The organism is Streptomyces sp. BR123 (assembly GCF_013401435.1).
Taxonomy (GTDB): domain Bacteria; phylum Actinomycetota; class Actinomycetes; order Streptomycetales; family Streptomycetaceae; genus Streptomyces.
The window spans coordinates 1-14,322 of sequence record NZ_JACBGN010000052.1; the positions used below are offsets into that span (position 1 = coordinate 1).

A 14,322-nucleotide genomic window follows, 5' to 3' on the forward strand; every position below is an offset into this window, starting at 1 on the left:
GGGAGCGCGGGGCGTGTCCCCGTCGGTACGGCGGCAAGGGGGGACGGTGGCGATGTCCGGCACCCTGCATGACCGCACGGCCGAGGTGCGCACCCGCGGAGAGGGTGTTGCCGCCCGGCCCCCCGGTGTGATCGGCGCGGGCCGCGGCTTCGCCTGGCTGCTGATCGTCAGCGGGGCGGCCGGGATCCTCGCCTCGTTCGTGATCACCCTCGACAAGTTCGAGCTGCTGAGGGACCCGGACTTCGTCCCCTCGTGCAATCTCAGCCCGGTGCTCTCCTGCGCCGACGTGATGCGCAGCGGGCAGGCTTCCGTGTTCGGCTTTCCCAATCCCGTGATCGGCCTCGCCGCGTACGCGGCCGTCGTCGCGATCGGGTTCGGCCTGCTCGCGGGCGCCGGCTACCGCCGGTGGTTCTGGGCCGGGCTGAATCTCGGGACGCTCCTGGGCGCGGGCTTCTGCATGTGGCTGATGAGCCAGGCCCTGTACGGGATCGGGGCGCTGTGCCTGTGGTGCTGCCTGGCGTGGGCGGCCACCATCGCCATGTTCTGGTACACCACGGTGCACAACCTCCGGCACGGCGTCGTCCGCGCTCCCCGCGCACTGGTCAGCGGCGTGCAGGAGTTCCACTGGGTCGTGCCGGTCACCTGGTACGGGGTCATCGTGCTGCTCATCGCCACCCGCTTCCAGGCGTACTGGGAGACGCTGCTGTGACGTTATCCCGATCAGCGGCGATGCACGGAGGGTGCGCTGGGAGGGCCTGTCGGCCTCCGCCCGGAGAACGCGGAGACAAGGAGGCAGGCACAACCGGAAGAAGCACACGAAGTGAACCAGTACGACAACTATCACGCGCTCCTGGCGCGGCAGGACGCGATGCGGCTGCGGCGGCAGCTGATGGCCCCGGCCCGGCAGGCGCCCGCGGCCCGCCCGCACCCGGACTCCTACGACGGCGCCGCGGACCAGCGGCTGATCACCTCGAACCTGCCGCTGGTGAGCCCCTCCGGGGAGCTCATCGACCGTCTCTACGACGCCATGTTCGAGCACCACCCCTATCTCCGCGGCCTGTTCCCCGACTCGATGGCGTTCCAGCGCGCCCACCTGGAGCAGGCGCTGCGCCACCTCATCGACAACCTGCACCGGCCGGAGGCGCTGGCCGCCTTCTGCGCCCGCCTGGGCCGCGACCACCGCAAGCTCGGCGTGCGGCCGGTGCACTACGAGGTCTTCGAGGCGTCCCTCGTCGAGGCGCTGCGCGGGTACGCGGGCGGCGGCTGGAGCCGGGAGCTGGAGCAGGCGTGGCTGCGGATGCTGCGGTTCGCGGTCGCGGCCATGGTGGCGGGGGCCGAGCAGGCGCTGGCCGAACCGCCCTACTGGAACGGGGTGGTGACCGGACACCGGCTGTGCGGGCCGGACCTCGCAGTGGTCCGCGTACGCACGGCCGAGCCGTACCCCTACCGGGCCGGGCAGTACGCCCATCTGCAGACGCCGCTCCTGCCGCTCGCCTGGCGGCCCTACTCCTTCGCCTGCGCGCCCCGCCCCGACGGCGAGCTGGAGTTCCACATCCGCAGCGACGGCAAGGACGACGTGGCCGAGGCGCTCGTGGCGCACACCGGCACCGGTGATCCCCTGCGGATCGGGCCCGCCCAGGGGACCATGACCGTGGACGGTGCGCAGGACCGGGACGTTCTGATCGTCGCGGCAGGGACCGGCTGGGCCACCGCCAAGGCGCTGTTGGAGGAACTGGAGCGGGGGCCCCGGCCGCGCCGGACCCACCTGTTCCTCGGGGCCGGCACGCTCGACGGCCTGTACGACACGCCGGTCCTGGCCGGGCTGGAGGACCGCTGCCCGTGGCTGCGCGTCGTCCCGGTCATCGGGGAGGGCGCCGCTGGCGCCGACCGGGCCTCCGTGGTGGAGGCGGTCTCCCGGGGCGGCGACTGGTCCGGGCACCTCGCGTACGTCAGCGGTCCGCCCGCCATGGTCTGCGCCACGGTGAGGCAGCTGGCCGCCATGGACGTACCGTCCGACCGGATCCGCCACGACACGGTCACGGGTGCGGGCGCCGTCCACCTCGACCAGTATCCGCACCCCGGGCCCGCGTCGGCCCGTGCCGTACGGCACTCGGAGGGGGCCATACGGCCCTGATCGCGCCGGGGACGGAGGGACTGTTCGGCCCTGCCGGACTCCCTCCCCCTGCGCGGATCATGGGGCGGCGCCCGGGGGTGCCGATTCCCCTTTGCATGCCACCTCCCGGTTCGCCATGGGTACAGCTACAGGGAGGCAGCGTCCGGTGGACGTGACAGGGAAGAAGCAGACGGCGAGCGCGGGGCCGGAGACCGCGCCAGGCGCGACAACCGGAACCGGAACCGCAGGAGGCGGAACGGTACGGCGGGCCTCGTGGGTCGAGTGGCTGACGACCACCGACCACAAGAGGATCGGCACGATGTACCTCGTGAGCGCGTTCGCCTTCTTCATCATCGGCGGCGTCATGGCGCTGATGATGCGGGCGGAGCTGGCCCGCCCGGGCACGCAGATCATGTCGAACGAGCAGTTCAACCAGGCGTTCACCATGCACGGTTCGATCATGCTGCTGATGTTCGCGATGCCGCTGTTCACCGGGTTCGCCAACTGGATCATGCCGCTTCAGATCGGCGCGCCGGACGTGGCGTTCCCGCGGCTGAACATGCTCGCCTTCTGGCTCTTCCTCTTCGGATCGCTCATCGCGGCCTTCGGCTTCCTCACCCCGGGCGGCGCCGCCGACTTCGGCTGGTTCCTCTACGCGCCGCTGTCGGACTCCGTGCACTCACCGGGCCTCGGCGCCGACATGTGGATCATGGGCGTGGCGCTGTCCGGCTTCGGGTCCATCGCGGGCGCCGTCAACTTCATCACCACGATCCTGTGCATGAGGGCCCCGGGCATGACGATGTTCCGGATGCCGATCTTCACCTGGAACGTGCTGCTCACGTCACTCCTGGTCCTGATGGTCTTCCCGGTGCTGGCCGCGGCCCTCTTCGCCCTCGAATGCGACCGCAAGTTCGGCTCCCACGTCTTCGACTCCGCCAACGGCGGGGCACTGCTGTGGCAGCACCTGTTCTGGTTCTTCGGCCACCCCGAGGTGTACATCCTGGCGCTGCCGTTCTTCGGCATCGTCAGCGAGGTCATCCCGGTCTTCTCGCGCAAGCCGATGTTCGGCTACATAGGCCTGATCGCCGCGACGATCGCGATCGCCGGCCTGTCCGTGACCGTGTGGGCGCACCACATGTACGTCACCGGCGGTGTGCTGCTGCCCTTCTTCTCCTTCATGACCTTCCTGATCGCGGTACCGACCGGGGTGAAGTTCTTCAACTGGATCGGGACCATGTGGAAGGGCTCGCTGTCCTTCGAGACGCCGATGCTGTGGACGGTCGGCTTCCTGATCACCTTCGTCTTCGGCGGACTGACCGGCGTCATCCTGGCCTCGCCCCCCATGGACTTCCACCTCTCCGACTCGTACTTCGTCGTCGCCCACTTCCACTACACGGTCTTCGGCACCGTCGTGTACGCGATGTTCGCCGGCTTCCACTTCTGGTGGCCGAAGTTCACGGGCAGGATGCTGGACGAGCGCCTCGGCAAGATCACCTTCTGGACCCTCACGACGGGCTTCCACCTCACCTTCCTCGTCCAGCACTGGCTGGGGGCCGAGGGCATGCCGCGCCGGTACGCGGACTACCTCGCCGCCGACGGCTTCACCGCCCTCAACACCCTCTCCACTGCAGGATCGTTCCTGCTGGGGCTGTCGCTCCTGCCGTTCTTCTACAACGTTTGGAAGACCGCCAAGTACGGCAAGAAGGTCGAGGTCGACGACCCGTGGGGCTACGGCCGTTCCCTCGAATGGGCGACCTCCTGCCCGCCGCCGCGGCACAACTTCACCTCCCTCCCGCGGATCCGGTCCGAGTCGCCGGCGTTCGACCTCCACCACCCGGAGATCGCCGCCCTCGATCCGGCCCGCCACTGAGCGGGAGCCGGACCCGACATCCGGCATCCGGCCGCCCACGGAATCCCAGGGAGAGGTGCTCATGCCCCATGCCGTACCGGCACTCGCCGTCGCCGTCCTCTGTGCCTCGGGCTGCGTCTGGTACGTCCCCGCGATCGCGGACGTACGCGCAGGCGCCGACCGCCCCGCATCGCGCCGGACGGCGGCCGCGGCCTGTCTGACCGGCTGGGGAACCGCGGCGCTCCTCGTCCCCCTGCTCCTGGTCGCGGCGCCCTGGGCGGTCGTCGCCGCCGTGGCGGGTGCGGGAGCCGCATCGTCGGCGGCCCTGCTCCTCCACGGCCGCTCCCAGCACGGCACGGAACAGCGGGAGGAGGCCCGCCGCTGGGCGGAACTGGGCTGCGTGCAGTGGGTGGCCGTGGGCCGCAGGCCGGGGCGGGTACGGGTCGCCTGGACCCTGGCCGCGGCCACCGTCCTCCCCGGTACGGCGGCCGCGGTACTCCTGGCCGGCCGGTGACGGTGCGGTACCTCCGGGTGGCGGGTGCCGCTCGGACGCGGACGACGGCTCGTCCGGTGCCCGGACCGCCGTCTCGAACCGTGCCCGTGGCCCGCGGCCCGTGCCGCGTGGTCAGGCGGGCGTACCCCAGGCCGTGGTCAGGCCCTCCAGCCAGGCGGGCGGCAGCTCGGCGGCGTCCCACTCCTCCCGCAGTGCCGTCGGCTCCGTGAGGAGGCGTTCCAGTACGGCGATGCTGGTGGGGGAGTGGAGGAGGGAGTATCGGCCGTGGATCGCGATGGTGCTGCCGGGCCCGTACTCCGCGTACATCCGTTCCAGGCGCACGCGGTGGTCGTCGGCGAACCGCGTCAGCTGCCCCGCGTACCCGGTGCGCTGCCGGGTGGTCAGCGTGCCCAGCACGGCGGTGAGCACCTGCTCCGAGACCTCGGGATCGAGGTCGGAGACCGCCGTGAACGAGAGGTAGAGCGGCAGAACGGCCACTTTCGCCCGCTCCAGCTCCATCCTCCCGGCGGGGGGACGCGCATCCAGGGCGTCCGCCGACGCATCCGCGCCGACCGCGTCCCTCAGCGCCCGTTCCGCGACGGCGCCCAGTTCGTCGGCGACGGCGCGGGCGCCGTCGAGCCAGCCGGACGCGTAGAGCTCGCCCTTCTCCGTCGGGGCGACGCCCCCGTGCCCGCCGATCCGGGTGTGGGCGACCGCGAGCGTGCCGGCCTCGACGAGCCCGATCAGCTCGCCCGCGTCACCGGGGTGGACCCCCGCCCGTACGAGGAGCTGTACGAGTGTCGTCTTCGCGTTGAGGACGCTGATCGCGTCCAACTGCTGTAGCCCTTCCCCGGCGGGGTTCATGGGGTCCTCCTCGGTCATAGGGGCGCCGGAGCGAGCCTATGCAAAGGTCCCGTGCGTTGTTGCTCAGCGGGCCGCCGCGGAGAGCTTCGCCGGGGCCGGGGCGGGGGCTGCATCGGCCGTTGCGATGAGCAGGTCCAGCAGGGCGAGCAGGACGCTGCGGACGTCGTCGCGTTCGCGGGCGTCGAGCATCAGCACGGGCGTGTCGGGGTTGCGCAGGCGGAGGGCCGCGGCGATCTCCTCCGCGGTGTAGGGCTGTTCGCCGTGGAAGCAGTTGGCGCCGACCACGAACGGCAGGCCGCGGCTCTCGAAGAAGTCGACGGCCGCGAAACTGCGGTCCAGGCGGCGGGTGTCCACCAGGACGATCGCGCCGAGAGCCCCGCTCAACAGGTCGTCCCACATGAACCAGAAGCGCTCCTGGCCCGGCGTGCCGAACAGGTACAGCACCACGCCGGCGTCGGTGAGCGTGATCCGGCCGAAGTCCATCGCGACGGTGGTACCCGCCTTGGACTCGATGCCGTCGAGGTCGTCGACGCCCACTCCCGCTGCCGTCAGCCGCTCCTCCGTGCGCAGCGGTTCGATCTCGGAGATCGTCTCGACGAGGGTGGTCTTGCCGACCCCGAACCCCCCGGCGATGAGGATCTTCATGGCGGCACCCTGCCGAGCAGGGTGGTCATATCCGGGCAAGGTTGTCCCTGATTCTCATGAGCAGGTGGACATTGGTGGTCTCGGCGCCTTCCAGGGGTGGCTGGTGGTGGATCAGCCCGCGGTCGGTGAGCTCGCCGAGGAGCATCGTCATGGGTGTGAGGCGGATGTGCATCCGCGCCGCGATCTCGGCTACCGCCCGCCCGTCCGGCGGCACGCACATGGCCAGGACGGCCCGCCACTCGCTGGGCAGCCCGCTCCAGGCCTCCTCGCTGACCGCAGCCGTGATCGTGGTGTCCATCGTGAGGACCGTGCACGAGGCGTCGGTACGGCCGTCGGTGAGGGCGTAGAGCCGCGTCCGCCGGCGGCCCCGGGGCCGCCGCTCGCGCGGCGGCTCCCCGGGTTCCGCAGGCTCTTCCGGCTCTTCCGGCTCGGACGGGTCCGACGGGTCCGACAGGTCGATCGGTTCGCCGTCCGTTGCCGTGTCCGTCACGTCGTCCGGCATTACGACGCCGGAGGCTGCGCCTGCGTGCGCTCCGGCGTGCCCAGCCACTCGCCGAGCGCCTGGGCGGTCCGCACGGCCTCGCCGCCCAGCTCACCCAGCCGCGCCTTGCGAGAGGTCACGACGATGAGGGTGCTGCCCTCCCCGCATCCGACGATGCAGAGGTAGCGGTCGTCCATCTCGACGAGCTGGCGGATCACCCGGCCCCCGTCGATCTCCCGGGAGATCGCCTTCATGGTGGAGGCGATACCGGAGCAGGCGGCGGCGATGCGCTCCGCCTGGTCCCGCTCGAGCAGGTAGGCGCTCAGCCCGATCCCGTCGTTGGACAGGAGCACGGCGCCCTGGATGCCGGCGATCCTGCTCAGGTTGTTGTCCAGGACGCTGTAGATCATGTCGTTCTGTGTCGTCGTCATGGCTGATCCTGTCGGAGCTCTTCTTCCACTGTCTGGGTTCCGTGTTCGTAGTCCGCCCAGGCGTCGGCCACCTCTTCGGGCGTGGCCGGGTCCGGTGCGACGGCCGTCTCCGGCGCCCGCGGTCCGCGCAGCCGTTCCGTCATGTGGGTCTGCGGGACGCGCTCGGGGAGTGCGGGGCGCGCCTCCCGCGCGGGCAGGGCGGGGCGCGGCCGGCTGCCGTTCCGTGCGGCGGCCGGCGGTTCGGGCCGGCGGCGGCTCGGCAGCCCGGCGGCGGTGGGCAGGGGCGCCGGCTCGGCCGCCCGCGGTCCGGTCACGGACGCCGCTGCGGGCGCGGGTGCGGACGTCAGCGCAGGGGCCGGTACGAGGGCGGGGGCGAGCCCGGCAGCGCGTTCCGGGGCGGCCGCCGGCTCCGGCTCGGGAGCGGATGCGGATACGGATGCCGGGACCAGGAGTTTGCCCGGCAGCACCACGACCGCCGAGGTGCCCCCGTACACCGAGCGCCGCAGCGTGACCGTGGCACCGAGCTGGTCGGCGAGGTGGCCGACCACGAACAGGCCGAGCCGATGCGCGTTCTCGGCGAGGACGGCGTACGGCGGCGCGGTGTGCAGGCGCCGGTTCATCTCCTCGTAGCGGGAGCCGTCGACGCGCGGCCCGCGGTCCTCGATCTCCACCGACAGCCCGTCCGCGGCCAGTTCGGCGCGGATCGCCACCTTCGATCGGGGCGGGGAGAAGCGGGTGGCGTTGTCCAGCAGCTCCGCCAGCAGGTGGCTGATCTGGCTGATGAACTGCGGTTCCACGCTGGCCTCGTCCAGTGCCTGCCGCTCGACCCGCCGGAAGTCCTCCACCTCGGCGGCGGCTTCGCGCAGCAGGTCCGCGATGCGCATGGGCTCGGTGTGCGGATCCGGGATCTCGCCGCCCGAAAGGATGAGCAGGTTCTCGATCTGGCGGCGCATGCCGACCGTCAGCTGGTCGGAGCGCATCAGCTGGGCGAGCAGCGCCTCGTCGTGGCCGAAGGCGTCCTGGATGTCCTCGGTGAGGGCGAGCTGGCGGCTCACCAGGTTCCCGGTGCGCGAGGCGATGCCGGAGGCGAACGCGCCGAAGCCGTGGCGTTCGGCCGCGAGCTGCCGGTGCCCGTCCACGGACACGGCGACGACCCGGGCGAACGCGTCGTTGATCCGCCCGACCTCGTCCCGGTGCCCGCGGACCGTCGGCAGGGCGGACTCGTCGACGGTCCGGCCGCTGTCGAGGCGGGCCACGACGTCCGGGAGGATCCGCTCGGCGACGGCCACCGTACGCCGGTGCAGGCCGTCCAGCCGGCGCAGCACCGACCGGGTGGTCAGCACGACGACGGTCACGACCAGCAGCAGTCCGGCGCCGCTTCCGCCGATCAGCCAGGCGACCTCGGTCTGCAGCGCGTCGGCCTTGGCCGTGCCCAGGGCGATGACGCCCTTCGCGCGGTCGATGTTGAGCGTGGCCATCTGCACCGAGACGTTGCTGTGCGCCGCGCTCCACCCGTTGACCTCGGCGGGCAGCTTGATGCCGGTGTCGGTGTCCTTGTGCTCGTGGATGATCGTGTTCTCGATGCGGACCTTCGTCTGCCAGTCCGGGGAGGCGGTGATGCGTTCGTAGAACTGCCGGTCCCGCTCGGGCAGGTACGGCTCGACCCAGGTTTCGTACAGGTAGCGCTGGGCCCCGACGGAGCTGGTGAACTGGTCGAAGCCGGTGGGGCTCAGCTCCCGGGACGGGCCGGCCAGGGCCAGGGCCGCGTCCTCGCGCGCCACCATTTCCGAGGCCGAGAGCATCGACACCACGGGCCGGCTCGCCTGCGTGAGGTCGGCGTCCTCGGAGTGGCTGAACTCCTGCTGGTACACGCGGATGATCTCGTTGACCGCCCTGGTGTAGTAGCCGAGCAGCTGGTCGGGGGTTCCGGTGCGGGCGTCCGAGCGCTCACGGTAGCCCGGCAGGTCGGCGAGACGCCGGGTCACCTCCCCGAGGGACGCGTTCGAGTCGCCGGTCACCCGGCGGAGGTCGGCCGCGGCGCGGTCCGTGGCCAGGCGGCGCTGCCGCAGCTCCTCCTCGGAGCCGGAGGTGCCGGTCCACCGGGCGGCCGTCGCGGTGCGCTCGGCCTGCAGGTCGACCAGGAGCGTGTACAGCGGTATGCCGATCTGCTCACTGGCCGCCACATCGGCCCGCAGGTGAGCCGACTGCTCCAGCAGCCGGCCGGCATTCAGCACGGTCTGGGTGCCCATGGCCACGGTGGGGGCCACCGCCAGCAGGATGAGCAGGGTGCGCAGCCGCACCGTCCGCCGCCGCGGCCGCCGCTGCCGGGGCGTCACGGGCGTTGCCGGTCCTTCGGGTTCTGTGGAAGACATCGTTCCTCGGGGGCGGCCGGGCAAGGGCGGGGAGCGGGGGACAGCCAGTCGGTGGCGCTGATCATAACCAGCCACGCGGCGCGAACGAATACATTGAATCCGTTACCTACACGTGCTATGAGCTGCGCTTTTGTTGCCGACCGGAGTCCTGATCGGAATCCGATCGCGATGTGCCGGTGACCCGTCAGGACAGCAGGCCCCGCTCCAGGGCCGTGATCACCGCCGCGGTACGATCGGACACCGACAGCTTCTTGAACGACCGCAGCAGGTGCGTCTTCACCGTCGCCTCGCTGATGAACAGCCGGCGCCCGATGTCCGCGTTGGTCAGGCCCAGCCGCACCAGTTGGAGCACCTCGCGCTCCCGCTCGGACAGCATCGGCGCCTCCGGCACCCGGGCCCGGAACAGCTTCGGTGCCAGCGACGGCGTCAGCACCGTCTCCCCTCGTGCCGCCGCCTTCACCGCGTGCACGAGCTCGTCCCGGGAGCTGCCCTTGAGCAGGTAGCCCGCCGCACCGGCCTCCACCGCCCGCAGGATGTCCGCGTCGTCCTCGTACGTGGTCACGATGACCACCTTGGTCCGCGGCGACTCCCGCAGGATGTGCCCGGTCGCGGCCACCCCGTCCATCGCCCCCATCCGCAGGTCGAGCAGGACGATGTCCGGCCGCAACCGGGCGGCCTGCAGCACCGCTTCCTCACCGGAGCCGGCCTGACCCACGACCCGGATGCCCTCGTCCAGCTCCAGCATCGCGGACAGGCCCTCCCGGACCACCGGGTGGTCGTCGACGAGCAGCACTCCGATCGGCTCGCGCTCACTCATCGGCCGACTCCTGCGCCACCGGGACCAGAGGCACCGTCACCTCGATGACCGTGCCCGCCCCCGGGCTGCTGCTGACCTCTGCCATCCCGCCGATCTCCTCCACCCGGGCCCGCATCCCGCGCAGCCCGAAACCGTTCCGCTCGCCGGTGTCCCGGCCGCCGCCGTCCCGGTCCGTGTGCTGCCCGTCGGCGGTGGCCGGGCCGGCGTCCGCATCGAAGCCGGCGCCGTCGTCGCGGACCACGAGCCGTACCGCGTCCGGCGCGTACGCCACCAGCACCTCCACCCTACGGGCGTCCCGCGCGTGCTTGCGCACGTTGGCGAACGCCTCCTGCGCCGAGCGCAGCAGCACGACGCTGACGGCCATCGGCAGCGGCTGCTCCTCGCCCCGGGCCGTGCACCGCACCGTCAGCCCCGTCTCCTCCTTCAGCAGGTCGGCCTGCCGGCGTACGGCCTGGACGAGGGAACTCTCCCGCAGCGCGGGCGGGGTGAGCGCGGAGACGAAGTTGCGGGCCTCGGCCAGGCTGTCCTGGGCGACCCGCCCGGCGAGCCCGAGCCGGGAACGGGCCCGCTCGGGACGGGAGGCCACCTCCGATTCGGCCGCCTGCACCAGGCTGATGATGCTGGTCAGGCTCTGCGCCAGGGTGTCGTGGATCTCCCGGGCCAGCCGTTCCCGCTCGGCCGAGATGCCGGCCTGGTGGGACAGCCGGGCCTCGCGCTCCCGGCTCTGCCGCAACTCGTCGATGAGCGCCGCCCGGTCGGTGCTCTGCTGCACCACCCGGGTGATCCACAGGCCGAGCAGGACCGACAGGGCTATGCCCAGCAGGGATATGGGCAGCACCGACAGGATGTGGGGGTCGAACTGACCGCCCCGCAGCCACACCACGATCACCGGCCACAGGTTGGCCAGGACGACCAGCACGATCGCGGACGGCATCGGCAGGCTCATCATGAGCATGGGGACCACCGCGAACAGCGCGAAGGAACCCCCGGGGTCGAGCGTGCTGGACGAGGCGAACAGCAGGAACAGCCCGGTGCAGAAGACCGTGTTCCGCCGGCCCTTCGCCCGCAGGATCATGGGTCTGCGGCCGAGACCCGCGTACCAGGGCACGATCAGGGTCAGCGCGCCGATGGCGAGTGCCCGGTGGACCTGGTCCTCGTCGGACGTGAACAGCAGCATGACGGTGACGAGGTAGGAGATGGCGAAGTAGCCGTCCCACAGCCCGAACCAGCGGCTCCCCGACTCGGGGCCGTACTGCGCGGACGTCCGCGGGGTCCGGGGCGACCGGGGAGACCGGGGGGCCTCCTCCTGAGCGTGTATGTGCACGTCACAGTCCTACCACGCGATGTGCCGCTGTCCGTCGATCGGTTGACAGCCGGTCCCACCGATCGGTCGTCCCGGCGGCAGGGCCGCGCCTCCTACGGTGGGAACAGCGGAGGGAGAACCGCGGCAAGGGCTGCCGCGGCGCGGAAAGGGAGGGTTCGGCCAGGTGGGTCAGTTCACGACGGCGGTCGTCATCTGCGGAACCGTCCTCGCCGCCGTCCTCGCGGCCGACTCCGGCAGCCGACGCATCACCGCCGCACGGATCGCCGGCCCCGCGCTGGCGGCCGTCGCCGTCATCGCCGCCTGCGTGCACTCCTTTCCGATGGCGGGCAACGATCCCTCGCTGCACCTCGCGGCCCTCGGCGTGGGCGGCATCTTCGGGCTCGTCGCGGCCTCCCAGCTCTCCGCCCACCGGGACGGCGAGGGGGACATCCGCAGCACCGGCGGCCTCGGCCACGCGGCGGTCTGGATCCTCCTCTCCGGCCTCCAGATCCTCTTCGCGTACGGGTGCGAGCACTGGTACGGCGCGCGGATGACCCGGCTCACCACCGACTACCAGCTCAGCGGTACCGAGGTGCTCGTGAGCGCGCTCGCCGTGATGTCGCTGTCGACGGTGGTGGCCCGGACGGCGGTCGTGGTGTCCCGGCTGCGCGCCGTACGGGCCGCGACGGCGCCGACGGCCGACGGGGCGGGAGGAGGGACCGACAGCAGTGAGATACGGGTCGACCGCTGACTCGACCGTTGTCCGCCGAGGTTTTGTGATCGTTCAGGAATTTGGGTGAAGCAGTGCTAGACAACCAAGAATTGAGGCTCCGGCCGCCGCGCAACCGGGTCGAGAGCCGGGCGATCGGCTGGTGGACCGTCCAGTCGTCCCTGTTCGCCCTTCCGCTTCCGCTCGTGTTCGGCGTGCTCTACCTCTGCATCCCGCCGGCGCGGACGGTGTTCGGCTGGCTCTTCCTCTGCACGCTCGTTCCGGGGCTCCTGTACATGGCGGCCATGCCCGTGTGGCGCTACCGGGTGCACCGCTGGGAGATGACGGAGGACGCCGTCTACGCCGCCTCCGGATGGCTCTGGCAGCGGTGGCGGGTGGTCCCGCTGTCCCGCGTGCAGACCGTGGACACGCTCCGCGGCCCGCTCCAGCAGATGTTCGGGCTCTCCGGCATCACCGTCACCAGCGCCTCGTCCGCCGGCGCAGTGAAGATCAACGGACTGGACCGCCGGGTCGCCACCGAACTCGTCGAGCACCTGACCCGCTCCGTCCAGGTCGTACCGGGAGATGCCACGTGACACGGGACGCCTCGGTACGACGCGCGGGCGACGGCGCCGGGCAGGACGCGTGGGGGCGGCTCAACCCGCGCCTGATCCTGGTCAACCTGAGCGTGATGGCCGCGCCGGTGGCCATGTTCGGTGCCACCTCCCTCCTCACGGGCGGCGAGCTGAACCTCCAGGCCCTGATCACACTGCTCTCGTTCACCATCACCTGCCTCGTCATCGCCGGCATCAGCATCATGCGGCTCATCACCACCCGCTACCGCGTCACCGAGGACCGGGTGGAGCTCCACAAGGGACTGCTCTTCCGCAGCCAGCGCTCGGTGCCCGTCGACCGCATCCGCAGCGTCGACCTCACCGCCAACCCCCTCCACCGGATCTTCGGCCTCACCTCCCTGAAGGTCGGCACCGGCGAGCAGGGCGGATCGGAGGCCGGCGGACTGTCCCTCGACGGCCTCAGTGTCCGCGACGCCACCGCGCTGAGCCGGCGGCTGACCGAACTCCGGCAGGCCCGTCGCGGACCGGCGTCCGCCGGGGCCGACGCCGACGCGGCCATAGCCGAACTCGACTGGGCATGGCTGCGGTACGCGCCGCTGACGGTCTGGGGCGTCGGCGGTGTCTTCATCGCCGTCGCCAGCACCTACCGCACGCTGCACGAGATGAAGATCAACCCGCTGGAACTCGGCATCGTCAAGGACCTCACCGACCGCTTCGGCTCCGTGCCCCTGTGGTTCGGCCTCCTCGTGACCCTCGCCGTCATCGTCGTGATCGGCGTCATCGGATCGACGGTCACCTTCATCGAGGGCTGGGGCGGCTACCGCCTCGACCGCGCCGAGGCGGGCATGCTCCGCATCCGCCGCGGCCTGCTGATCACCCGCTCCGTCAGCATCGAGGAGCAGCGCCTGCGCGGCACCGAGGTGGCCGAGCCGCTGCTGCTGCGCTGGGCCGGCGGGGCCCGCCTCAAGGCCGTCGCCAGCGGCCTCGGCGACGCCGACGAGAACAGCAGCCGCAGCCGTCTCACCCCGCCCGTCCCCCTGGCCCTGTCCGGCCGGATCGCCGCCGACGTCCTGGGCGAGGCCGTCTCCCCGACGGCCGAGGCGGTGCTCGTCCCGCACCCCCGGGCCGCCCTGCGGCGCAGGCTCAACCGCGCCCTGATGTACGCGGCCCTGGTCGCCGCCCTGTTCATCGGATTCGGCCTGTGGCTGACGCCGGTGCTCGTCCACACCGGCTGGATCACCGGCGTGGCCCTGCTTGCCGTCGGCGCCGCCTTCGCCTTCGACGCCTACCGCAGCCTCGGCCACGCCGTGCACGGCCGCTACCTGGTCGCCCGCTCGGGCACCTTCACCCGCCGGACCGTCGCCCTCCAGCGGGACGGCATCATCGGCTGGTCCATCACCCGCTCGTACTTCCAGCGCCGGGCCGGGCTGCTCACCCTCGGCGCCGCCACGGCCGCCGGGAACGGCGTCTACAAGGTCCGCGACGTGTCGGAGTCCGAGGGCCTGGCCTTCGCCGAGGAGGCGGTGCCCGGCCTGCTCGCCCCGTTCGTGGAACAGCGCCGCCGCCACGCCACCGGCTCCCGCTAGAGCCGGGGAGCCGGTACGGAAAACAGCACGGCACACGACGGGCCCGTCGTGTGCCGTGCTGCTTTCCAGGGGCGAGGCGCGGCC

General features: G+C 71.8%; 14 protein-coding genes. 7 read left to right on the forward strand and 7 right to left on the reverse strand.

All coding sequences use genetic code 11. The features are described 5' to 3' along the window. The first annotated feature begins 52 nt into the window (after positions 1 to 52). From HYE82_RS11490 to HYE82_RS11505, 4 genes are all read left to right on the forward strand, one after another. Positions 53 to 709: a vitamin K epoxide reductase family protein gene (locus HYE82_RS11490; RefSeq protein ID WP_179173893.1), complete on the forward strand. Its 657-nt coding sequence runs from the start codon at positions 53 to 55 to the stop codon at positions 707 to 709. A gap of 111 nt (positions 710 to 820) precedes the next feature. Next, positions 821 to 2,134, forward strand: a complete 1,314-nt coding sequence (locus tag HYE82_RS11495; RefSeq protein ID WP_309144279.1) for a globin domain-containing protein — start codon at positions 821 to 823, stop codon at positions 2,132 to 2,134. 115 nt (positions 2,135 to 2,249) lie between these two features. After that, a complete protein-coding gene (gene ctaD / locus HYE82_RS11500) occupies positions 2,250 to 3,983 on the forward strand; it encodes a cytochrome c oxidase subunit I (protein WP_179173894.1) in 1,734 nt (577 codons plus the stop codon). A 61-nt stretch (positions 3,984 to 4,044) separates the two neighbouring features. Beyond that, a complete protein-coding gene (locus tag HYE82_RS11505) occupies positions 4,045 to 4,476 on the forward strand; it encodes a hypothetical protein (protein WP_179173895.1) in 432 nt (143 codons plus the stop codon). A 111-nt stretch (positions 4,477 to 4,587) separates the two neighbouring features. Here the strand turns inward: HYE82_RS11505 and HYE82_RS11510 are convergent, their stop codons facing one another. The 7 genes from HYE82_RS11510 to HYE82_RS11540 all read right to left on the reverse strand — a co-directional run bounded on the left by HYE82_RS11510 (position 4,588) and on the right by HYE82_RS11540 (position 11,389). Continuing rightward, complete coding sequence (locus tag HYE82_RS11510; RefSeq protein ID WP_179173896.1) at positions 4,588 to 5,319, reverse strand: hypothetical protein; 732 nt, start codon at positions 5,317 to 5,319, stop codon at positions 4,588 to 4,590. A gap of 63 nt (positions 5,320 to 5,382) precedes the next feature. Then, positions 5,383 to 5,964 carry an ATP/GTP-binding protein gene (locus tag HYE82_RS11515; protein WP_179173897.1) on the reverse strand — a complete coding sequence of 194 codons (582 nt, stop codon included), beginning with the start codon at positions 5,962 to 5,964 and terminating at the stop codon, positions 5,383 to 5,385. Positions 5,965 to 5,989: 25 nt separating this feature from the next. Continuing rightward, positions 5,990 to 6,454: a DUF742 domain-containing protein gene (locus tag HYE82_RS11520; RefSeq protein WP_309144280.1), complete on the reverse strand. Its 465-nt coding sequence runs from the start codon at positions 6,452 to 6,454 to the stop codon at positions 5,990 to 5,992. An 11-nt stretch (positions 6,455 to 6,465) separates the two neighbouring features. Next, on the reverse strand, positions 6,466 to 6,876 hold the full coding sequence (locus HYE82_RS11525; RefSeq protein ID WP_179173899.1) for a roadblock/LC7 domain-containing protein: 411 nt from the start codon (positions 6,874 to 6,876) through the stop codon (positions 6,466 to 6,468). Further along, positions 6,873 to 9,212 (reverse strand): nitrate- and nitrite sensing domain-containing protein, encoded by a 2,340-nt coding sequence (locus HYE82_RS11530; protein ID WP_309144281.1) that lies wholly within the window; start codon positions 9,210 to 9,212, stop codon positions 6,873 to 6,875. The genes HYE82_RS11525 and HYE82_RS11530 overlap by 4 nt, the downstream gene beginning before the upstream one ends. Positions 9,213 to 9,432: 220 nt before the next feature. Beyond that, on the reverse strand, positions 9,433 to 10,065 hold the full coding sequence (locus tag HYE82_RS11535; protein WP_179173901.1) for a response regulator transcription factor: 633 nt from the start codon (positions 10,063 to 10,065) through the stop codon (positions 9,433 to 9,435). After that, positions 10,058 to 11,389: a sensor histidine kinase gene (locus HYE82_RS11540; RefSeq protein ID WP_309144282.1), complete on the reverse strand. Its 1,332-nt coding sequence runs from the start codon at positions 11,387 to 11,389 to the stop codon at positions 10,058 to 10,060. Before HYE82_RS11540 ends, HYE82_RS11535 begins: the two co-directional genes overlap by 8 nt. A gap of 163 nt (positions 11,390 to 11,552) precedes the next feature. Between HYE82_RS11540 and HYE82_RS11545 the strand changes: the two genes are divergently transcribed. The 3 genes from HYE82_RS11545 to HYE82_RS11555 all read left to right on the forward strand — a co-directional run bounded on the left by HYE82_RS11545 (position 11,553) and on the right by HYE82_RS11555 (position 14,238). Continuing rightward, on the forward strand, positions 11,553 to 12,119 hold the full coding sequence (locus HYE82_RS11545) for a hypothetical protein (protein WP_179173902.1): 567 nt from the start codon (positions 11,553 to 11,555) through the stop codon (positions 12,117 to 12,119). Positions 12,120 to 12,190: 71 nt separating this feature from the next. After that, positions 12,191 to 12,673: a PH domain-containing protein gene (locus tag HYE82_RS11550; RefSeq protein ID WP_256987088.1), complete on the forward strand. Its 483-nt coding sequence runs from the start codon at positions 12,191 to 12,193 to the stop codon at positions 12,671 to 12,673. Beyond that, positions 12,670 to 14,238: a PH domain-containing protein gene (locus HYE82_RS11555; protein ID WP_309144283.1), complete on the forward strand. Its 1,569-nt coding sequence runs from the start codon at positions 12,670 to 12,672 to the stop codon at positions 14,236 to 14,238. Before HYE82_RS11550 ends, HYE82_RS11555 begins: the two co-directional genes overlap by 4 nt. Positions 14,239 to 14,322 lie beyond the last annotated feature (84 nt).

Excerpts from the sequence above, each read along its gene's own strand:
- HYE82_RS11535 (WP_179173901.1), bottom strand. The coding sequence starts at position 10,065 with ATGAGTGAGCGCGAGCCGATCGGAGTGCTGCTCGTCGACGACCACCCG.
- HYE82_RS11490 (WP_179173893.1), top strand. The coding sequence starts at position 53 with ATGTCCGGCACCCTGCATGACCGCACGGCCGAGGTGCGCACCCGCGGA.
- HYE82_RS11515 (WP_179173897.1), bottom strand. The coding sequence starts at position 5,964 with ATGAAGATCCTCATCGCCGGGGGGTTCGGGGTCGGCAAGACCACCCTC.
- ctaD (WP_179173894.1), top strand. The coding sequence starts at position 2,250 with ATGGGTACAGCTACAGGGAGGCAGCGTCCGGTGGACGTGACAGGGAAG.
- HYE82_RS11505 (WP_179173895.1), top strand. The coding sequence starts at position 4,045 with ATGCCCCATGCCGTACCGGCACTCGCCGTCGCCGTCCTCTGTGCCTCG.
- HYE82_RS11525 (WP_179173899.1), bottom strand. The coding sequence starts at position 6,876 with ATGACGACGACACAGAACGACATGATCTACAGCGTCCTGGACAACAAC.
- HYE82_RS11510 (WP_179173896.1), bottom strand. The coding sequence starts at position 5,319 with ATGAACCCCGCCGGGGAAGGGCTACAGCAGTTGGACGCGATCAGCGTC.